Annotated in this window: 16 protein-coding genes and 3 pseudogenes; 11 read left to right on the forward strand and 8 right to left on the reverse strand. The window is 58.0% G+C overall.

The window, feature by feature from the left end; all coding sequences use genetic code 11:
* Positions 1-3 precede the first annotated feature (3 nt).
* Complete coding sequence (locus J2S67_RS05890; RefSeq protein ID WP_310247167.1) at positions 4-1029, reverse strand: DUF4272 domain-containing protein; 1026 nt, start codon at positions 1027-1029, stop codon at positions 4-6.
* Between the two features lie 115 nt (positions 1030-1144).
* On the opposite strand from J2S67_RS05890, the gene J2S67_RS05895 reads away from it, so the two are divergent.
* The 3 genes from J2S67_RS05895 to J2S67_RS05905 all read left to right on the forward strand — a co-directional run bounded on the left by J2S67_RS05895 (position 1145) and on the right by J2S67_RS05905 (position 7722).
* Complete coding sequence (locus J2S67_RS05895; RefSeq protein WP_035754413.1) at positions 1145-2041, forward strand: DUF4132 domain-containing protein; 897 nt, start codon at positions 1145-1147, stop codon at positions 2039-2041.
* Entirely contained in the window at positions 2034-6611 is a 4578-nt protein-coding gene (locus J2S67_RS05900) for a hypothetical protein (protein WP_310247174.1), read from the forward strand. Before J2S67_RS05895 ends, J2S67_RS05900 begins: the two co-directional genes overlap by 8 nt.
* Positions 6612-7122: 511 nt before the next feature.
* The gene (locus J2S67_RS05905; protein WP_310247176.1) at positions 7123-7722 is read left to right on the forward strand and encodes a hypothetical protein; all 600 of its coding nucleotides are present in this window, start codon (positions 7123-7125) and stop codon (positions 7720-7722) included.
* A 295-nt stretch (positions 7723-8017) separates the two neighbouring features.
* On the opposite strand, the gene J2S67_RS05910 is transcribed toward J2S67_RS05905, so the two are convergent.
* Both J2S67_RS05910 and J2S67_RS05915 read right to left on the reverse strand, forming a co-directional pair.
* The gene (locus tag J2S67_RS05910; protein WP_310248749.1) at positions 8018-8302 is read right to left on the reverse strand and encodes a type IIL restriction-modification enzyme MmeI; all 285 of its coding nucleotides are present in this window, start codon (positions 8300-8302) and stop codon (positions 8018-8020) included.
* Positions 8285-8389: pseudogene (locus tag J2S67_RS05915) on the reverse strand (type IIL restriction-modification enzyme MmeI); the annotation flags it as partial. The gene J2S67_RS05910 and the pseudogene J2S67_RS05915, both read right to left, overlap by 18 nt.
* Before the next feature lie 61 nt (positions 8390-8450).
* Here J2S67_RS05915 and J2S67_RS05920 point away from each other — a divergent pair.
* Positions 8451-9676 (forward strand): annotated as a pseudogene (locus J2S67_RS05920) (IS3 family transposase).
* Between the two features lie 11 nt (positions 9677-9687).
* On the opposite strand, the gene J2S67_RS05925 reads toward J2S67_RS05920, so the two are convergent.
* The 4 genes and pseudogenes from J2S67_RS05925 to J2S67_RS05940 form a co-directional block, all read right to left on the reverse strand.
* Positions 9688-10737: a DNA methyltransferase gene (locus J2S67_RS05925; RefSeq protein ID WP_310247178.1), complete on the reverse strand. Its 1050-nt coding sequence runs from the start codon at positions 10735-10737 to the stop codon at positions 9688-9690.
* Entirely contained in the window at positions 10706-11203 is a 498-nt protein-coding gene (locus tag J2S67_RS05930) for an aminotransferase class III-fold pyridoxal phosphate-dependent enzyme (protein ID WP_310247182.1), read from the reverse strand. The genes J2S67_RS05925 and J2S67_RS05930 overlap by 32 nt, the downstream gene beginning before the upstream one ends.
* 203 nt (positions 11204-11406) lie before the next feature.
* Positions 11407-12486 carry a 2,3-butanediol dehydrogenase gene (locus J2S67_RS05935; RefSeq protein ID WP_035755400.1) on the reverse strand — a complete coding sequence of 360 codons (1080 nt, stop codon included), beginning with the start codon at positions 12484-12486 and terminating at the stop codon, positions 11407-11409.
* Positions 12487-12649: 163 nt separating this feature from the next.
* Positions 12650-12841, reverse strand: a pseudogene (locus J2S67_RS05940) (FAD-binding oxidoreductase); the annotation flags it as partial.
* On the opposite strand from J2S67_RS05940, the gene J2S67_RS05945 reads away from it, so the two are divergent.
* Positions 12835-13059 (forward strand): hypothetical protein, encoded by a 225-nt coding sequence (locus J2S67_RS05945; protein ID WP_310247187.1) that lies wholly within the window; start codon positions 12835-12837, stop codon positions 13057-13059. The pseudogene J2S67_RS05940 and the gene J2S67_RS05945 overlap by 7 nt on opposite strands.
* 371 nt (positions 13060-13430) lie before the next feature.
* On the opposite strand, the gene J2S67_RS05950 is transcribed toward J2S67_RS05945, so the two are convergent.
* Positions 13431-14444, reverse strand: a complete 1014-nt coding sequence (locus J2S67_RS05950; RefSeq protein ID WP_310247191.1) for a type IIL restriction-modification enzyme MmeI — start codon at positions 14442-14444, stop codon at positions 13431-13433.
* Positions 14445-14675: 231 nt separating this feature from the next.
* Between J2S67_RS05950 and J2S67_RS05955 the strand changes: the two genes are divergently transcribed.
* The 6 genes from J2S67_RS05955 (at position 14676) to J2S67_RS05980 (ending at position 19741) form a co-directional block, all read left to right on the forward strand.
* Entirely contained in the window at positions 14676-15623 is a 948-nt protein-coding gene (locus J2S67_RS05955; RefSeq protein ID WP_310247194.1) for an ABC transporter ATP-binding protein, read from the forward strand.
* A gap of 17 nt (positions 15624-15640) precedes the next feature.
* Positions 15641-16411, forward strand: coding sequence for an ABC transporter permease (locus J2S67_RS05960; RefSeq protein ID WP_035755410.1), 771 nt, complete (start codon positions 15641-15643; stop codon positions 16409-16411).
* A 15-nt stretch (positions 16412-16426) separates the two neighbouring features.
* Positions 16427-17587: a sensor histidine kinase gene (locus J2S67_RS05965; RefSeq protein WP_310247197.1), complete on the forward strand. Its 1161-nt coding sequence runs from the start codon at positions 16427-16429 to the stop codon at positions 17585-17587.
* A 128-nt stretch (positions 17588-17715) separates the two neighbouring features.
* On the forward strand, positions 17716-18318 hold the full coding sequence (locus tag J2S67_RS05970; protein ID WP_310247202.1) for a response regulator transcription factor: 603 nt from the start codon (positions 17716-17718) through the stop codon (positions 18316-18318).
* Positions 18319-18375: 57 nt separating this feature from the next.
* Positions 18376-18729, forward strand: a complete 354-nt coding sequence (locus J2S67_RS05975; protein ID WP_070507173.1) for a cupin domain-containing protein — start codon at positions 18376-18378, stop codon at positions 18727-18729.
* Positions 18730-18799: 70 nt separating this feature from the next.
* Positions 18800-19741: a hypothetical protein gene (locus J2S67_RS05980; RefSeq protein WP_310247207.1), complete on the forward strand. Its 942-nt coding sequence runs from the start codon at positions 18800-18802 to the stop codon at positions 19739-19741.
* The last annotated feature ends 415 nt before the right edge of the window (positions 19742-20156 follow it).

The raw sequence follows: 20156 nt of genomic DNA on the forward strand, positions 1-20156 counted from the left end.
CCGTTAGGTCGATAGGTCTACTTCGTCCCAGTCTGTTTCCGGGTTGAACAGCCAAGACAGCGCACGGTGCCATTCGAGCAATGTGCCGGCGGTCGGGACGTCGATAGTAGCCTGCCGTTCAGGATGTGCCCGTTCATCGTCGGCGATCCACCGCATCGAACGAACAAACTCGTACTTCTCGCACATTTCGGTCAACGCGGCCAGCGAGGTCACATTCTCATAGACAGCGGCCTCACCGTTGTCTGCAACCCATGTGACTAGCGGCCCCGGGCTAACCTGAAGTTCACCCTCCGGAAGCTCCCAGAGGCCTACCACATGCGCGAGCATCTGCGCCGCTTCGACCTGCCACTCCAGCTGCGCCGCCAAGTTCCGTGCCTCCGCACCGGCAGGCGTCTCGGTTTGGGCCGTCGCTCCGGATTCGAGCAACTCAACAAACCGCGCTTCCATTGGTGTCAGCGTCTCAAACGCCCCAGGTAGCACGCCACGAATCGCTTCCAACGGCGCCCCATCCTCAGTAAAGAAGTGGCCCGCCAGCTCAGTAGCCGCAATGAGCGAAATGAACCGTTGAGCAATCTCGCGCTCTCCGCGCACCACAACCTCAAACTCGCTACGCACCGGAGGATGATGCTCAGGCAACTCCACACCGGTATCCCGTGTGATTCCTGCCCGCACACGCTGTGCCCGTTCCCAAGCCGCAGGATGATACGGCACGGAGCCTCCTGCGATGATGTCCTCGCCATGGACGTTCACTACCGCGCCGTCAGGCATCAAGAACACCGCATTAGTTCGCTCCGCCCAGTCCTCCAAGCCGCGCAGGTCCTCACGCTCGAACACATACTGGCGCCTCGTATCCGCGATGTGACGGATGAGCCCGAACATGCTCGGTGTCATCTCCTGACCGCCGCGCTCCCACACGTATCCGGTGAAGCCACGCCGCTGCTGTTCCATCTCCGGGGTATCGAAACTACGCTGTTGCGAATACGGTCCTTGGACCTCGTCTTTGACCGTCGCGAATGCAGTAATAGGCATGCCTGAACTTTATCCCAGCTCACTTCCCCCTGCTAGACGTAACAGCTGGATAAGCACGCTACGCTAGAGCAGTCCACCCGCCCCTCAAGGCTGTGAGTCAGGTACATTGTGACGCATGACCGTACCGCCAGATCTCACCTGGATTGATACACCCAACGGATACGCGCTGACCATTGCAGATGGCGTGATTCTGGCCCGCAATTCCAAAGGTAAGGTTTTGAAATCTGTGCCGGCCGCAGTGAAGAAAACTGAGATCTTTCTTGATCTCCAGGACCTGCGCACCTGGTTGCAGGACCACGATGCTGAGTGCGGGGCGACAGTGCAGAAGTGGCTAGTGCGCTCGTCGCCGGTTCCCTCCACCGTTCTTGCAGCGGTCTGGCCGGATGAGACATGGCAGTCCTGGCTACGCGGCCTGTTCATTCAGCCTGTTGACGAAGGCGGAACGTCTAATGCGGGGACGGCAGGGTTCTTGCAGGACGTCAACGCCGCTAATGATCAGATCAGTTTGCGCATCCTCAACCGAGACGGGCAGACGCGCACTCTCGTGTCCGAGGCGATCCTCATCCCCCACCCCACGTTGATTGAGGATCTGGCTAGTCTTCAAAAGCTAGCTGCGGGTCTAGGCATCCAGCAGCGCTTCGATCAGTTGCATCGCGCGGCATATGAACTGCCGGGCCCGCTTCCGGATGAGTCTGTGACTGCGTTAGACACGTGGGCAGGCGCGCGCTTCGATCAGGGCCTCTTTGCCGTCGCCCGCGCCCACGCAGCTGGCTACAGCATTCAAGGTGACTTCGCGGTGACCCACATCCACGAGGACGGGCGCCTGGTGCTGGCCCAGTATCGGATTGGGGCCGCGAACAACCGCACAGAAGAGTCGTGGACGGGTGAGCTCTCCTGGCTGGTTAATGGCAAGACCATTCCGGTGAGGGAGCTTGGACCCGTGGCATACAGCGAAGGTGTCCGCATGGCCACACGCATTCACGATGGTGGGACGGTGAAAGAAAATGACTGATGACCGCACTATCACCGAACACGGCGGCATCACGCTGCAGCCTAACGATGCATCGTTCCCGCTCCGCGCGGCAACTTTCGCCCATGCTATGCTGCCTGGCCGCAACATCGTCAAACTCATTCCGGAACCACTGTTGGAAGCAGAGACCCTCGCTCTTGCGGTGTCTGGCATCGAATTCAAGGGCAGCACTCGCGTAGGCCACATTCAGCGCCGTGGAACCGGGTTCCCAGCATGGCCTGTCCTCACCGACCCGAAGAATGCTCGGCACGCACTGAACCTTGTTGCGGACCTGAAACGAGCAACCCGCCTCGCCAAGTCGAAACCAGGGACCACCAAAGCAAATATTCTCGCACTGGCCACCACGTTGGAGGAGAGCGCGCCACACTTCCTGCCAACATTCCTAGAAGAGGCAGCACGCGCCTACCTCCGCGCAGGAAATATCCCATATGCTGCGCACATGTTCACTCGTGCACGCGAGATTGAGCGCCGCTATGCAGTGCCTATCGACGAAACACGGCACCGTGACGTCTTCCTAGAATTCGCTTACGCCGGGGCAATCAACCATAAAGAACTCACCGCTGAGGCGAGCAGTTTGTCCCGGAGGCTTGAGCCGGCTGAAGCCTTGGAGAGATTCCGAACCCTATGCATCGAATGTGCCCACAGCGGCTTGTCTCCCCACGCCAGCTTGAAGAAAGATGTAGCCAAGCTGGCAAAGGCCGCCGGACTGGACCCTGCTGAGGAAGAAGCCCGCCTTATCCGCGAGCTGCTACGCACCAGTTCGGTCGAGTACGCTGCCCCCAGTTTTTGGAAGAACTACTATCCCGCTATACGCAGGGCAGCACAGCACGATGCGGAACTACGCGAGCATCTGTTAACACTGCAACCGAGAAATGCAGAACCTGATGCCTGGATTGACCTGCTTCAGGCAACTGGCTCACTCGAATTAGTCAAGCAGGGCACCCACCCCGAGTTCGTTCCCCTCATTTTGACGTTCGCTTCACAGCACAAAAGCGGCCGCACACAAGCGAATGCGAAACTGGCGCCATTGCTTGCGGAACTTCTTCCACAAGCTGGATGCACCTCCATGGGGGTGGAGCGGGGAACGCTCAGTCAAATACCCCCTGAAGCATGTGAGCAACTTGCGGCCCACGGCGTGAGGTTGACCGTGCATAGTGGGCCCCTCAAGCCATTCATCAATGTGGCGAACTGGGCATACAGTGAAAACCGGGCCCCGCTTCCACACCTGATTGCTGATGAACAGTACCGGCAGTACATCATCAACGGCATCGACAAGAATCTCACGGACCCCGACGTCATGTCTGCTGTTGCCGCGGACCCTTACCTCCGTCCGCTGGTGATTGAACTCCTCACCGCGAAGGTCGAGCTTCTTGAAGCCAGCGCACCAACCGTAGATCGGCTGGTTGGTGCAACCCGGTATGTCCGTGGCTTCGAAGCAGTTGACGATGAACAAGTGCAGAACTTACTGGACCGTGTACGGACCTACCACAAGGATCCTGCCGAGGTACTGGCGGAAACACTGCGCCGGGGACTGCTCGAGGAGTTGGGGTGGCATGAGTTTGAGAAAGCCTACGGCTCTGTAGAGTCACACGATTTTTCCAATACAAACCGCGCTCAGGACTGTTGGCCGGGCGTGGTGGTCTATAACAACAACCAGGCGACATACGTGTCTGGCCGCACCACTCGGGATATCCCTCACGGGACTGATGAACCTATCATCGGGGCCACCGAGGTTGATGGACAGTTTGCACTGTTGACCTTGGACCGAGAAACCGGCGAAGAACACATCAACTGGCCTGCTTCCGGCGCGCGCCTCCCGGTTAAGCAGCATTCAGGCTCTGGACATCTTCCCGGCGGGTCTGTGCCCGTTCCGGGCGGTCGTCTTATCGACTCAAAGACAGTTATTCGCCCTGATCACCACACCTGGAATAACCGAAACGCGCAGTTCTTCGTAGAAGAAGACCGCATCTGGATTCTCCAGCACGATCGGACACTCGTTGAAATCGATCCGGAAACCGGTGCCGAAGGCCCTCAATCCATGCCGGAATGGATTCAAGAGCAATGTAAACGCCACCCCGACCTTATTTTTCAACCGTTCCATTCACAGTTGCGACCTGTCACCGAGGCGACCACCGATTCCCCTTTCTCCACTGCGCAGGGGTATCACCGGCACGCAGTGTTCTACAGCCCTAATTCCCCGGTTTTCGCGCTCATCGTTGACACGGATGGCACTGAGTACCCGATTACAGGCGAAGATGCACAGCGAGCATCGGGTGTCGTCCGCTTGCCTGATGGGCAACCGCGCATTCTGCTTCGCACAGATTGGGGCTACTCGCTCCTCCACCCTGAGGACGGAGCAACCACGCGTTATTACGGAGTAGATTTCAACACCGCTCTGTGGTGGCACCATACCCGGCCACGGGACCCTCAGCTCAGTTCGCGGTTGCGCACGATCACCGCAGACCACGTGCGTCCAGCTCTTGAGTACATCGCAGCGAACATAGCGGCAGCTGGAGATTCTAAGCAGCGGAGAAGGCTGTATGCAGAAGTCTCCAACAAGCTTGGCGTGAACTCCCCAGCCTTGTGCTCGGCGGTTATCCAGCATGCTCATAACGTGCTGGAGTCCTGGCCACAACCAGACGTTGCGGGTCCACTTGACACCCTGCCGGACGCACCCACGTTTGAGCAACATCACGCACCGCTTACCTCGCTTCTGAGCCGCTACTGGTTCCGGATCAAGGTCAAAGAAATTTGGGACGATACAGCTAAGCTGGGCCTTCACCAATACCCACTGTCCAAAACGAACACCACTGAGACAAGCGCCAATGAATCGCTTGATTTTGGCGCTAGCGGCACCCACGTCTGGTCTGAGCTGCTCGGCGCCACGGACGGTCTTCTTGCTCTAGCAGCGCTCCCAGACCGCACTGCCGAGGAGATTCAAGGCTTGAAGGAACTGTGGCTCGTGATGCGTACAGCCGGTGTAGTGGATGCTACTGACCTGGTCGTGGACGAGATTGAACCGCCCGAAGACGTGGCGGTGGACTACACCTTCAGCTATCCCTCATCCGTACTCATCAGCGACTACTCTAGAAGGCCCCTGCAGCTTCTGCGCAAAGCCAGCGACGGGCCCGTCGTGATCGATGGGAACACCTGCCCTGAGGTGAACCGGCGTGAATTTTCGCCTGGCCGTACGGATCTGGAGCCGATCTTTGATGCTTTACTCGAGCGTGTCACAGAAAACGGGCCTGCACCGTGGTCACCTGAGCCAGGAATCGCGTTCGCCGAAGCTACTGGAATGCCCGTGGCTAACGCACATTTGGTGATGGTGGGCTTCCCCAATTTCAACGCGGACTTTGTCAATTTCGTGCCCAAAGAGCTGCGCACAACAATGGGTCTGAAGGTGAATGAGGTTACAGAAGCTCGGGCGAGGCTCAACGAGTTCCAGGGGGACTTCCTGAGTGTGCTCGCCGCCGGTGTCCCCGAGGATCCCGCGGAACTGTTGGATCAAGGTCTTGATGTTCACGCCATGGCTGCTCGTTGGCCTGGAACAAGAACTGCCCTGGGTGCAGCGCCCCCTGAGTGTCTTGATCGCATACCAAAACACCTACCGAGCAAGACGGTGGAGTCTGTCCTGGCAGGTGAACATAGTGAAGAAGACTGGACAACCGAAGTCGCAGCAGTGCTCTGGCTGGCCCACGAGCTGGACCTATCCGATGCCCGGCGCGCCGCCCTTGCTGGCTACGTTGAGGAGTTGATCCACTCCCCTAGCGGCCTGGACGATGTCAACGCTGGCAGCATTTTTGATGATGCCGACTTGCAGCGGACCATGGGATTCACCATCGATGACGCTCTGCAGTCCAGCCGGTTCCGAGTCGAAGCGACCGACTGTACGCTCCGTGACCGTCTGCGCGTAGACCTCACGGGCATCGATGATCCGGAAGACCCAGACCTTCACTTAGCACGCCGCTGGTGTACTGAAAACTATGGAGATATGGGGACACTGACAGCTCTCAACCTGACGCTTTCCGGCAGGCTTTCCACCTATGCACAGTGGCTGCGTGGAAAATACGATGGCGGCGATCCGCATGATCCACTCGCTGTGGTCCCGCAGCTCGTGGCTAAAGCCAGCACCACGCTGGGTGTGAGTGAGGACGCTGCACGCTACTATCTGCAACTTTTGGCGTGGCCGGATCCGACGGATGCGAATGTGCGCCGCTGGAATAGCTGGCAAAAGGCGGAAATCACCGCGGCGGGCAAGGAATTGCTCGCGCTGGATGTCGTTGTTGAAGCGAAACGGTCACGTTCCAGACGCAGTTTCTTCCTCCAAGGTAGTTGGGTTGAAGCCGTTCCACCGCATCTACCGTTGGAGAGCTGGAAAGTAGAGCCCTTTGCGATGCGCCTCAACGCTGCCGGTAGCAAGTACGAACCTGGGCTGGGAGTTCCCCTCGCGCCGCTACCAGCGCCGGAGTGGTTTGCCGCATGTTGGGAGCGTTCCCAAGGCGAAGACGCCCCACGATTTTCGGAGCTGAAAACCACGCGAGGAAAACGCTGAACACCTGTAGGCGAGCAGCCAGACGCGAACATTGCGGGGTCACACATGAACCTGAAGTGTCCCAGGTCTTGTTCGGTTTGAGTAGATGGGAAAGTCTGGAATATGCCAAAGAAATTTGATCAAGATGCCTAGGATCGCGTGGTCCGCCTTGTTGAGGATCGCTTCTTGACAGAGAACCTTTCTATGCAAAATGCGTGCAAGATTGTGGCGCCGAAACTGGGTGTTTCATGGCACACCGCCAGGCTGTGGACACAGGCAGCTCGACGCGATAGACGCATTTTGAACGGATGCCGAAAGACTTGGCAGCTGAAATCGTCAATGGAAACTAAGGCACAAGCCTAGGAACAAAACTCGGGACACTTCAAGAACTCATCCTGCCTTAGATTTTCAGTATGCTTGATGAAAGTTCATAGCCGGCTGAAACTAGTTCCTCTGCCGCTTTAGAAATAACGCCGAATATGGATAGCTAAACTCGATAGGAGGTGCTGTGGCACCAGCCCACGACACCCCCATGTCTTACGACGAACATTCCGAGAAAAACAATGACCTCGGGGGTATACCGATGTTTCGCGGCATTGACCTTCCCGAGGCCTATCGCCTTCCATCTTATCACGCTCCCGCTGTGAGTCGTGAGACGTTGCAGGAGTGGTTCTCGCCTGCCAGGCTCAGCCGCTACCGGATCGAACCGGTCGACACCTGGTACGTGTGGAACACCAGGATCTCGAAAGCCTTCTTGGAAGACATCAGCCATATCGAGGTGCTCCTGCGAAATTTCATTGACGTGAGGCTACGCGCTGCTGCTGGCATCAGATGTTGGTGGGACTCCCCGAAATACCAGATCCGTGGCTTCCGGAATAACGTCCGGAAAGCCAAGAACCGACTGAAGCAAGCAGGGCTGGAAGCAACCCCTGATCAGATCGTCGCAAGTCTGTCACTCGACAACTGGCGCTTCCTACTCACACAACGTCTGGAAGCTACCGTCTGGAAATCCCTCACCGATCTGCGTAACGGGGGCATGCCCCACTACCCTGGCCGTAGTCATAGTGACTTCGAAGCAAACGTAGAACTCATCCGAAAAGTCCGCAACCGCGCTTCACATCAAGAACAGTAACCTGCGTTCACCACACCGGCACCGATGACATTTGTCATCCCCTATCCCACAGATTCTCATTTTTCTCATGCGTGCACGCCCTACCGCTTTGAGTCCGGGGTACAGATAAGCGTGGTCGGGTGCTAGTTCAAAATGGCCGCACGATCAGTGCACGGTTGAACGCTGGTTGAGTTTCCGGTCCACACGCAAGCAACGGCCGATGACGTCCAGGATTAAATCCACGGAATCGTAATCAACTTCGATGTCGGGTGTAGTCACCTTGCTACCTCCAGTTGCCTTCGGGCTACACACAGAATCATGCTTGATTGGAAGCCTGCTCGTAAAGCTTGAACAAGAGGGCCACGATCTCACTCTCGGGGCAGCCCGGTTCGAGCCCGTAGGCGCGTTCCACGGCAGCGTCGAGAGCTTCATGCGCCGCTTTGAGGTCGGGGTACAGGAAATCGCTCTTAGGGTCATACAGTTGTGCGATGGTGGCGCCGGAGTACTGTGCGCGGGCATCGAGCACTCCCTGCCCGAGCCGAGCAATCTCAGCGCGCTGTTGCTCAGTCACTTCCGGCCACACGAAGTTGTTGTAGACCATACCGATTGAATAGCGGTAATCGGACTTCAACCGTCCCGCTACCACTCGCATCCAGGCATTATGAGTACGTGATTGGATGACCCCGAAATGGTAACGAGTTGAAGCGTCCTGGGTTTAGTTCCTACCTCAGCTAAGGAAGGATTGAACTATGCCTAGAAAGTATTCCCTCGAGTTCAAGGAGAAGGCGGTCCATCAGATCATCGAAATGGTCCGCCTGGAGTCCTGCTCACTGCAACGCGCCTACACGGAGGTTGGTGAGCTGCTTGGAGTGTCTCACCATACGTTGCGGGCTTGGTACCGTGACAGCGCTTCAGTACGCGATGACTCTGGCGCGTCTGGCGGCGAAACGATGGAATAAGAGCTCAAGCGTCTGCGCCGCGAAAACCGCGAGCTGAAACGAGCAAACGGGATTCTTAAGACTGCTTCGGCTTTTTTCGCAGCGGAACTCGACCGACCCACGACCAAATGATCTCCTACATCGACGCATACAAGGATCAGTTTGGGGTCGAGGCCATCTGCCGAGTCCTCAAACAAGCAGATCGTGGATTCATTACTTCACGTGGCTACCGCAAAGCCACCACACGTGTTCCCAGTGCAAGGGCCTTAAGCGACAGCCTTCTCATCCCAGAGATACAACGTGTGCATGCGGAGAATTTCTCGGTTTACGGTATCCGCAAAATGTGGCACGCGATGAACCGTGAAGGCTTTCATATCGGCCGCGATAAGACCGCCCGATTAACGAAGCTAGCAGGTGTTTCCGGCCGCAGGCGTGGGCGAACGCCCGTGACAACGATTAGCCCGAAGACACCGGATCATCGCCCGGACCTAGTGCAGCGAAACTTTCGTGCACAAGCGCCAGGCAGGTTGTGGGTTGCTGACATTACTTACGTTCGCGCCCTGTCGGGATTCGCCTACACCGCGTTTGTCGTGGATGCCTACAGCCGAAAGATTGTTGGTGTTGCTACACGCTCGACGATGCGTACCGATGCGCTGCCCATGGAGGCCTTGGAGCATGCATTAACGACTGCAGGGCGAATCCATGGAAACCGGTTAATTCACCATAGCGATCGGGGCAGCCAGTACGTGTCACTGAAGTATTCCACCGCGCTAGCGGAATCCGGAATCCGTCCGAGTGTGGGAACAGTCGGCGATTCTTATGACAATGCACTTGCCGAAACAGTCAATGGCCTCTACAAGGCGGAACTGATTCATGCCCAAGGCCCGTGGACATCGGTCGGAGAAGTCGAACTGGCCACCTTGCGGTGGGTGCATTGGTGGAACACTAAGCGGCTTCACGAAGCTTTGGACTACGCCACCCCACAGGAAGTCGAAACCGAGTACTATCTCACCCAGCCCACCAACACAGGGCCGTAAAAGAAGCGGAACTAAACCCAGGACGCTTCGCGCGAAGATGCCAAACGATATTCCCGGACCGCTTGAACTCGTTCCATAGCGCGCGGCATAGCAGTGAGTTCCTCTGGTGTGGCTTCACCTAGCCACATGACCCAACGTTCGATACCTTTAATGAACTCTTGGGAACCGAACCATCGGTGGAAGAAACGCTCGGCTTTCGGCTCTGCTGCCAGGAACGCTTTCTTCTCGCCTGCGGTGAAGAGATAGTTTCCGTTATCGATCGGTTGCGAACCAATACCCGCCACCGGTACGTCCGAGAGCGGTTTGTTACGGCTCCATACAAAGACATCCGGGGCATCTTTGAGGTAGGCGTTCAGCTGGTCCGGATGTTCCAGCACGGGCTCCGCATCGACCGTCGAATAGTGGTAGAGACGCGTTGCGCCACCGCGTTTGGAGAAACCCACGATGACGACGAACACCGCCGCAGCACCGGAGGATTCGGTCGTCCAACGGAACGTGTCGTGGGCGAAGTCGATACGTACACCCAGGTCATAGATCGGCGACCACACATTCGCTACCTGCTCGCCTTGGCAGATCGAATTCGTCGATACGAACGCCGCACGCACAGGATGATCTCCCATGTAGCGGGCAGCAAGCATAAACCAGGCCGCCACGAAGTCAACGTTTCCCGCGTTGCGGGCTCCCCCGAATACACGGAGCACATCAGCTTTCTGCTCTTTGGACTGATAGCGCGCACCAACAAACGGCGGGTTGCCGATGATGCAGCTGCACTCGCACGGGTCGAGCACCTCAGCCCAGTCGATCTGCAACGCATTGCCGTGCACCACGTGCGCCGAGTCTTGTAGCGGTAGGTCCTCGATCTGGCTATAGACCACCGTCTCGGCCTCAGCATTAGCCTGCAGCTCAGCGATCCACATCGCAGTCTTAGCCACGTTCACTGCGAAATCATTAATTTCAATCCCGTGAAACTGCTTCAGGGAAACCTTCAACGGCGAATGCTGTTCAGATAACCCGAGCATCGTTTGATCGTTATGCAGCTCGGAAAGAATCTTGTTCTCCATCTTCCGCAGCTGAATATAGGTTTCCGCTCACGAATCCCGGTGTGAACGGACCGAATCCATCCCGCACGTTTTCGTCATCGCTGAACGACATGATGGTCGTGGTACGGCCGTGGAAGTTGCCGTGCATCACAATGATTTTGGCCTGGTCGGCGGCCACGCCTTTCACCTTGTAGCCCCACTTGCGGGCGGCTTTGATCGCGGTTTCGTTGGCTTCGGCGCCGGTGTTCATCATTAGCACGCGGTCGAGGCCTGACAGCTTCGTGATCGCCTCGGCGAACTCGCCAAAGCCGGTGGCGTAGAACGCTCGCGACGTGACGTCGAGCTTGCGCATCTGGGCGCAGGCGATATCGATGAACTTGTCGTTCGAGTGGCCGAAGTTTGCGGCCGAGTATGCCATGACGGCGTCGAGGTGGCGCTTACCGTCTACATCGGTGACCCAGGCACCCTTGCCTTCAGCGAGCACCACCGGCAGCGGGCCGTAGTTATTGGTGCCGTGTTCGTTTACGAGTTAAATTTCTGCGGATGCGCGCGAAGACAGTTCAGACATGCTCCAAGCCTAGTGTCACAAAACAGCCCCAGCAGCCCACCCGGACCCAAAGCGAACGCCCCGCAGCAGCAAAACTGCGGGGCGTTCAGCGTGCGCATCAGGATGCACGCACTTCGTTGGGACTATTCGAGACCCTCACCCGAGGGCGACACCAAAATTTTTACCGCGGTTTCGTTGCGGTTGATGAGGGTGTCGAAGCCCTTGTCGATGAGGTCGTCGAGGCCGATCTTGCCGGTGATAAATGGCTTCAGGTCGACCTTGCCTTCCTCAACCATCTTGATGGTCTTGGGATGCGTGTTGACGTACGCGATCGAACCGCGCATGTCGATCTCCTTCATGACCAGCTTGTGCATGTCGAAGTCGGCCTTGTGGCCCCAGATCGAGACGATCAGCAGCACACCGGTGGGACGCAGTGCATCCATCAGAGTGTCAAGCACGACCTGCACGCTGGTGGCCTCGATGGCGACATTCGCGCCCTTACCGTCGGTGAGTTCGCGCACCTTCTCGACCACGTCGACCTCGCGCGGGTCGAAGGCGTAGTCGGCGGCACCCGAGTCGAGTGCCTTTTGGCGGCGCAGTTCGCTCAGCTCAGACACCACGACGGTGGCTCCGATGGCCTTGAGCGCAGCACCGCAGAGCACACCGATCGGCCCGGCACCGCCGACGATAGCGACGTCGCCGGCTTTGGCACCCGAGCGCTCAACCGCGTGCACGGCTACCGAGAACGGCTCGATGAGCGCGGCCTGGTCGAGGGGAATATCCTTCGAAATCTTGTGCACCCAACGGCGCTCGACCGCGATTTTTTCTGACAGGCCACCGCCGCGACCGGCCAGGCCAATGAAGTTCATGTCTTTTGACAGGTGGTAGTCGTTGCTGTCGGGGCCAGTGTCGACGCCGTCAGCGATGATGTAGGGTTCGACGACAACGTGGTCACCAACTTCGAATCCTTCAACGCCCTCGCCCACCTCGTAGACAACGCCCGACATTTCGTGCCCGAGCGTGATGGGCGACTCTTCACCCGAGATGGGGTGTGGGTGCCCCGCGGGCGGGCAGAAAATGGGGCCGTCGAGGTATTCGTGCAGGTCGGTGCCGCAGATACCGCACCAGGCAACGTCAATACCGAGTGTGCCAGGGGTGACCTTCGGCTCGGGAATGTCTTCGATGCGAATGTCGTGATTTCCGTAGTAGCGTGCGGCCTTCATTACGACCTCCTAATTGGAAGATGAGTCGGCACGGATCACGCGCCGATCGGCGACGATAACGCCCAAGCTCAGTGTACTCCCGCAGCTACCTCGCTATCTTCAGGTTCGATGAGAAATTAACGAGTCGGCACCATCAACAATTCACAAATGCACTCAATAGTCACTATTCAGCAAATACCTTGCCCCTATTGAGAATGTTTTTCGGATCAAAGACGCGCTTGATCTGCCGCTGCAACTCATATTGCCGATCGCCCAGCTCGTCGCCGAGCCAGCGGCGTTTGAGCAGGCCGATGCCGTGCTCGCCCGAGAGCGTGCCGCCGAGTGCAAGTGCCGCCTGAAACATTTCACTTGCCGTCTCCCAAACGCGGCTGCCTCGGGGTCGGTGGTGAGCACGGCCCGCCCACCGGCCCGCTCGACCACTTCGAGCACCAGTTGCGCCTCACGCTCGGCATCGCTGCCATCGGTTTGGCTGCCATCGGTTTGAATGAGCAGATACACATTCCCCTGGCTGGCGGGGCTTCCTGCGGAGGCCGCTCAGGCCGACTAGCCGAAACAGGTACGGCGCGTGCTTAGTTTTTCTGGACTTCGGGGGGTTTCCAGGAGGAGGGTGATCTTGTGTAGGCCCTCTTCACCAAAATCGAAGTGGATGAAGTGGTCGCCGATCTCGTAGCGCCGCCACGTAGGGCTCCCGCAACCGATAGCTTCAGGTTCCCCGAAGGTGGCATCGGCTTGTTCTGGGGTGATATCTGGTGCCACAAATCCGTCAATGAGCGACCCCGACCAGGAGCCCACATTCCAGACATCTTCCGCGATGAATTGGAAGAAGATGGCTGTAAGGATCTCATCATCGAAGCAAAATTCCAGGCCCTTGCCCTCGAAAATCCAGTGGATGTCGGGGAGTTCTTCGTCTTCCCAGACTGTGTAAGGCGCGCCGACATCACTTGCTATCTGAGAGACCTTTGGGTCGTCGATGGTGCATCCGATGATCTCGTTGAAGGCCGCGATTGGACCGGTGAGCGCATTTGTATCCGTCGTGGAATGAAAGTTTCAAAAAACGACAAAGACGCGATCTTGTCGTGGAACCGGTTTAGATCGTTACGTCGCTTACGGTCCCCCACACCCTGTGCCGTGAGAATCCCGTCCAGCTCGGCCTTGAGCTCATCCAAAAACAACGGGCCGATCAACTTATGGATGTTCTGCGGCGACGTGTAATGCATCCCACCGGAACGGCGAGTCTCCGGGTTCAGCGTGGACTCGAAAACACCGCCGAAAACAGTCGGGCTGATCTGCGACCAGTCCGTGCCGTCGCTGACTTCCTCCAACAGCACATCGACGATCTGCTGAGTGAACTGCGGAACCTCAACATCCGCCTCAAACAGCCCAACATTCACGTACGGGAAAGCCTTCAACGCATCAGAAGCGTAAGGGGCACGCTCCTCCGGCCTGGTCCTCAGGTAAACAAAAAGCTCTGTCAACGGCGGACGAACACGGTCCGCAGGAACCGGTTTGAGGTAGTTATAGAAAGCATCCTTCGCGAAAAGCCCGGCGTCTTCAGCGAAAAGCAAGAAAACCAAACGAACACACAACACGTTGAGCGAATGCTTGGAATCTTCCGAATCCGGATCAATGTACTGGGCCCGCAAAAGGTCATAGACCTTACCGATCAGCTCGCCAGCATCAATCGACACCTTCTCTTCACGCCGGCGACGCTCCAGTTCTGGATCCACCAGAAAATCGAGCAGATACAACTGCTCCGGCAGCTCCTCCAAACGGAACTCTTCGTAGTTATGCTCCGGATCATCGGAGTCCAGATCGTGAATACGGAAACGGTCAAAGTCACACACGATGATCGTGTCCGGCCGTTCCGAATTGCGCAGAGAATCAGCGTAGTTCTTAGCCCTCTGTACCCGTTGCATCCGCTCACGCTGCTCAGCGGCGTAATTCACGTCCCCAACCATGGCCTGGACTCTCTGCCGGCCTCTAGTCAGCCTTCACATACACAACAGGCAGATGAGGCACCCGGTAGCGAGCCATCGGACGCGTCGTGGACATCCTGCCTAGAGCTTGATCGTATCGAACAACCACACCGCCACCGGTGACATTTGTCATCCCCTACCCCACACATCTTCATATTTTCTCGTGTGCGCATGCCCTACCGGCGGGCCAGCATGCCTCCATAGGGTTGAAACATGAGTTCAATCATCGAAGTAAGAAACCTCGTCCGGCGCTACGGAGACTTCACCGCCGTGGACGGCATTGACCTCGATGTTGTCCCTGGTGAAGTCTTCGGGCTCCTCGGCACCAACGGTGCGGGGAAGACCTCGACCCTCGAAATCCTCGAAGGGCTAGCCAAACCCACCCAAGGCCAGGTGCGGGTCTACGGTAAGAACCCCGTGAAGGACCGCAAGAAGATCCGCCCCTACCAGGCCGTGATGCTTCAAGAAGGCGGTTTCCCACCCGACCTCACCACCAAAGAGACCCTGAAGATGTGGGCCGGGACGCTGTCCACTCCCCTCCCCGTGGACGATGTGCTCGCGATGGTGGACATGACCGACCGCGCCGGCGTCCGCGTCTCGGCGCTCTCCGGCGGCGAACGGCGCCGCCTCGACCTCGCCTGCGCGCTCGTCGGCCAGCCGCACCTACTCTTCCTCGACGAACCAACCACCGGCCTCGACCCGGAGTCCCGCCGGCTCGCCTGGAACCTGCTACGTAAGGTCAACGAAAACGGCACCACCATCGTCATCACGACCCACTACCTGGAAGAAGCAGAGCAGCTATGCGATCGGCTCGCGATCATGCACCGCGGACGCATCGCAACCTCCGGCACACTCTCGGACGTGGTTGCCGGCCACCATTCAACCATCCGGGTAGGCGCCCGCCCTGACCTGCCCCGGTTCGAAGACATGTCCACCCACGATGGCGTCACCGAAATCCGCACCATGAACCTGCAACACGATCTGACCGAGCTGCTCGTGTGGGCCCGCCACAACGACGTCACCCTCACCGACATCGACGTACGTCACGCCTCGCTGGAATCCGTATTCCTCAGCATTGCCGACGACCCAGCGAGCTACTCAGCCGCACAAGCTGATTCAGCTGCTACACAGACCAACCCAACCGCCGCACGGGGCGCCTAACAGATAAGGAGACCACGATGACTACGACCGAAACCCGTACCGTATCCGCGTTCTCCCAATGGACCAGCCTCACTAAGGCAGAGTTCACCCTGTTACGACGCAACACCATGCAAGTCATGTACGCGATCGCGCTGCCGCTCGCCGTGCCTCTCATGTTCACGCAAATGGCTAAGCGTGAGGGCATGGGCGAGTTCCTCGGGATGTTCGTCGCCCTAATCCTCGCCATCGGGCTCACATTCGTGTCCTACTACAACACGCTTTCAGCGGCCGTGAATCGACGCGAAGAACAAGTGCTGACCCGGTTGAGGGCCGGTGAAGTCGGGGACGGCACCATCCTCGCTTCCCTTGTCAGCCCAGGTTTCTTCCTCGGCCTCATCATGTCAGTGGGCATGTTCGCCGTCGCAATCGCGGTGCTCGATCTCCCCATCCCCACCAACATCCCTCTGCTTGCCGCGTGCGTCACCGCAACCGTGGTGCTGTTCCTGCTAGCGGGGCTAGCAACAACGATTTTCACCCGCACCGCAGAGTCCGCACAGATCACCTCCATGCCCGTCATTATGCTGCTCACCCTCGGGCCCGGCCTCATCCCGATGCGCAACATCTTGAATGACACCCTGACCACGGTCACCGAGTTCATCCCGACCACCGCGATGGCCGACGTCATGTCTATCGCTTGGTTCGGCGGCGACCTCGCAGATGCCGGCAAACCGATGGCTATCCTTGTCGGTTGGATAGTATTAACCGCTATGATCGTGGCCACAAAGTTCCGTTGGTCCAGGAGAGGGTAAATCAGGAGAGGGCAAATGTGGCGATTTCGACCAGTTGAGTCCTTCGAGGTTAGCCGGAGCCGGCGCGCCTACCGGTCATTCCAGTGGACTCTCGTCATCTCGGCACCCATCCTCACCGTCTTGTCCTGGTGGGTGTTTGTTTATCCGCAACACCCCGAAGCAGTCACGAAAGCCCCGGCCTATGCAGCCATCGGCATCCAAACCACGATTACGGGCATCATCTACTGCGCCTGGATCATGAAGGGCATCGACCTGCGCTCCTCATGGAGCCAGGCCGTTGCCCTTCTGGCGCCCATAGCGCTCGCGCCGATCGCCTTCACATGGACGAACACTCCCGAAGCGATCCCTGCCGGACTGTTAGCCTCATTCCTCACCGCGGCGTCGCTCATCACCTCAATCGGCCCACTGTGGGCGGGAATCGTCCCCGTAGGCACCGCGATCGCCTACACCGTCATCACCGATGTCCCCAACCCGTTGTACTTCAGCTACATCATCTACGCGTTAGCCCTGTGGGTCACTTTCAAATCCTCCGTCTGGTACCTAGACATCCTGCGCACCATGGAGGAATCAGCCCGGGCCCAAACCACGATGCGGCTGGCCGAGGAACGCCTCCGGTTCGCCGCCGATCTGCACGACGTCATGGGCCAGCGCCTCGCAGCGATCTCGTTGCAAGCCCAAACGGCCAAGCAGTTGGTTCAACGAGGCTCCGACCCCTCAGCTCCGCTGGATGCCATCGTGGACCTGACCAACAGATCTACGACCGACATGAGGGCGATGGTTTCCACCTACCAGAAACCGGAATGGCGTAGCGAACTTCCCGGCGCTGTCTCCTTGCTTAAAGCAAGCGGCGCCCGAGTCACCGTGAACGGGAAGCCCCCTGCATCCAAGGAGACCGAGGCCGCGTACATCATCCGCGAAGCCACCACCAACATCCTCAAACATTCCAACGCCACTAAGGTCACCGTCGAGGTGGACGGGGCCGGCATGAGGATCACCAATAACGGGATGCCGCACAACAAGTCGCGTCGAGGCAGACCGGGGCAGAGCAGGCCGGGGCAGGCCTGGACTGGGCAGGGCTGGACTGGGCTTGCTGCCTTGCAACGCCGCCTCTCCCCCACCACGCTCTCAGCTAAAACAGTGGACGATACGTTCATTCTCTCGGCACAGTGGAAATAGGCATATGCGTCGGAATAAGGCGTGGCCACTCAAGTAAGCCCGGGTAAGCAGGCCTAGGCAAGTAAGCCTGGGCACTGACCGATGCTTAATGCGAACCACGATGAGGCGGAGACAGAGGCGAGGAGACCATGTTGCGTATTGCGCTCGTTGATGACGAAGACCTCGTCCGCTCGGCTTTAGCCTCGCTACTTTCCCTCAATGAGGAGCTCACTGTTGTAGACGAGTATTCCTCCGGGGAGGAAGCCATCGAGGCCATGGACGGGGTCGATGTAGCGATCCTCGACCTCCAGCTGGGTGGGATCAACGGCATCGAGACTGCCAAAGAGCTCATGGCTCGTGGGGCTGCTGGCGCGACGATGATCCTCACTTCACATGCCCGCCCCGGTTACCTCAAGAAAGCGCTCGAAGCCGGCGTGCGTGGATTCCTACCGAAAAACGCGCAGGCTGACGATCTGGTACGCGCTATTACCGACATCCACGCAGGTAAGCGCGCGATCGACCCTACCCTTGCCGCGGACACGATCGCCGCAGGTGATTCACCGTTAACTGCCCGCGAATCAGACGTTCTGGAACTCGCCGCGCTCGGATTGCCCGTCCACGACATCGCCGTGCGTGCCAACCTCGCAGACGGGACCGTGCGCAACTATCTGTCCAACATTCAAATCAAGCTAGGCGCCAGATCCAAGCACGAAGCAGCTGAGATCGCTCGCCGCCACGGATGGATCGGCTAACGGCTCACCCTGCCCGTCTAGGAAAGCCCGTCAGCATCACACGAGAGGAACCCAATCATGAGTGAATCCACACCTTCACAGACCGCTGCACTCGGGTACATCGACAACCTTGCACAGCACATTGAGTATTCTCCGAACTCAACTGCCTCGGCCAAGCTCATGCGCTCCGAAGGAGTGAACGTGGTGTTGTTCGCGTTCGATGAAGGAGAAGAACTATCCGAACACACAGCCGCGATGCCTGTGATTGTGCAGGCCCTCGAAGGTGAACTAGAAATCACTGCAAACAACCAAACGGTAACCCTGCACCCGGGCGGCATGGTGCATTTCACCACACGCCTACCGCACGCCGTTAAAGCGCTAACCAAAGCGAAAATGGTGCTTTACATGTTGAACCGCCCACCAGCAGAATAGAACAAGGCACCAACGAAACGACACAGCGCCCCTCACAAGACACACCACAAGACAAGCGAGAGAACACAGTATGAGTGAACAGCCAGAAATCAGTAGGGAGTACATCCTCAACACAGCCGCCGGGTTCCTGATCCAGCAGCTCGGAACACGCGGCATCACCGTCACACCACTTACTACCGAAGAAGGCCACATCCTCGAATTCGAGACTGGCGGCTCAGTATCGATGGATAACTTGGCTGACGAGATGCAACGCCTCCCGCAACAGGACTGGCAAGAAACCCTGCACCGGTGGCTCGATTTCTCCACGGCAGTCGCGAACACCAGCAGTGAGCCTGAGCTGAGCTCCGAAGAGCTGTCTGCTCGGATCAGGACCCGTATTTTCGAAAAATCTCAATTAGATGCCGATGGCTTCGAATACGCACGCACTTTCGGTGGCGACCTGCTGCAGGTTCTGTGCATTGACCATCCCACGCACGTGACCACGCTGACACAGGGTGCCGCCCAAGACCTTGGAGTGCCACTCGAGGAACTGTTCGCCCAAGGTCAACGCAACACGAACGCCGAACCCATCGAGGAGGGCTTCGAGAAGGACGGTGTGCATTTCGTGACCGGAGATTCGATGTTCATCGCATCCAAGGTCGCAGACATACCTGCCCTGTTGCAGCAACTGGGTGTTGAAGCGCCAGAGGGCCTGATGGTCGCGGTCCCTAACCGTTCAGCGATCCTGTACTCGCGCATCGACCCCGATGCGGGCATCAATAACCTCGTCCCGATTGTCCAAACTCTCAGCGCTCTGACCCCGGAAGCCGGTTTCGATGCTCCCGGCGGGATGCTGAGCCGAAACGTCTACTATTGGCTGCCGGACGGGACTTTCGAGCCGCAGCTGGGCGTACCGCAAGAAGCGCTTGAGGCGGCAGCCGAGAATGACCCGAACCTGCAAGCTCCTGAACCGGACACGGTCTTCGTGAAGCCGGGGCCTAGGTTCGCCGAACGTTTCCTAACGGAGGACTGATAGAGAGGTCTCATAGCCGCTTCTGCCCGGGGCACCGCCCCGGGCAGAGGTTTATCATCTCAAATCATCACCCTCAAGCCACGCCCAAAGTACATTCAAAGTTTTCTAACAGACAATTCATAGCTATTCTGAGACTGTCCGAATGCAGTACACAGGATAGGAAAACATGTTTAACAGAAAACCCTTTGTACGGGTAGGCATTTACGCGTTATGTACCGCCGTTTTCTCAACGTCGCTAACAGCCACCGCTCAAGCGGCACCACGGCAGCTAGATAACGAGAACGACCAAGCTGTATCCATCACAGCACCGGATCACCGCAACGCCAACGCTGAGTCATCCCTCCGCACTCAGTCGTCTGCCAACACTCAGTCATCTGCCAGCACTCAGTCATCGGCTACCACGACTGACCCGGCT

The sequence above is a fragment of the Pseudoglutamicibacter albus genome, assembly GCF_031458175.1.
Taxonomy (GTDB): Bacteria; Actinomycetota; Actinomycetes; order Actinomycetales; family Micrococcaceae; genus Pseudoglutamicibacter; species Pseudoglutamicibacter albus.

Coding starts and splice junctions, on each gene's coding strand:
- J2S67_RS05890 (WP_310247167.1), bottom strand. CDS start 1,029: ATGCCTATTACTGCATTCGCGACGGTCAAAGACGAGGTCCAAGGACCG.
- J2S67_RS05895 (WP_035754413.1), top strand. CDS start 1,145: ATGACCGTACCGCCAGATCTCACCTGGATTGATACACCCAACGGATAC.
- J2S67_RS05900 (WP_310247174.1), top strand. CDS start 2,034: ATGACTGATGACCGCACTATCACCGAACACGGCGGCATCACGCTGCAG.
- J2S67_RS05905 (WP_310247176.1), top strand. CDS start 7,123: ATGTCTTACGACGAACATTCCGAGAAAAACAATGACCTCGGGGGTATA.
- J2S67_RS05910 (WP_310248749.1), bottom strand. CDS start 8,302: ATGGTCTACAACAACTTCGTGTGGCCGGAAGTGACTGAGCAACAGCGC.
- J2S67_RS05925 (WP_310247178.1), bottom strand. CDS start 10,737: ATGGAGAACAAGATTCTTTCCGAGCTGCATAACGATCAAACGATGCTC.
- J2S67_RS05935 (WP_035755400.1), bottom strand. CDS start 12,486: ATGAAGGCCGCACGCTACTACGGAAATCACGACATTCGCATCGAAGAC.
- J2S67_RS05950 (WP_310247191.1), bottom strand. CDS start 14,444: ATGGTTGGGGACGTGAATTACGCCGCTGAGCAGCGTGAGCGGATGCAA.
- J2S67_RS05955 (WP_310247194.1), top strand. CDS start 14,676: ATGAGTTCAATCATCGAAGTAAGAAACCTCGTCCGGCGCTACGGAGAC.
- J2S67_RS05960 (WP_035755410.1), top strand. CDS start 15,641: ATGACTACGACCGAAACCCGTACCGTATCCGCGTTCTCCCAATGGACC.
- J2S67_RS05965 (WP_310247197.1), top strand. CDS start 16,427: ATGTGGCGATTTCGACCAGTTGAGTCCTTCGAGGTTAGCCGGAGCCGG.
- J2S67_RS05970 (WP_310247202.1), top strand. CDS start 17,716: ATGTTGCGTATTGCGCTCGTTGATGACGAAGACCTCGTCCGCTCGGCT.
- J2S67_RS05975 (WP_070507173.1), top strand. CDS start 18,376: ATGAGTGAATCCACACCTTCACAGACCGCTGCACTCGGGTACATCGAC.
- J2S67_RS05980 (WP_310247207.1), top strand. CDS start 18,800: ATGAGTGAACAGCCAGAAATCAGTAGGGAGTACATCCTCAACACAGCC.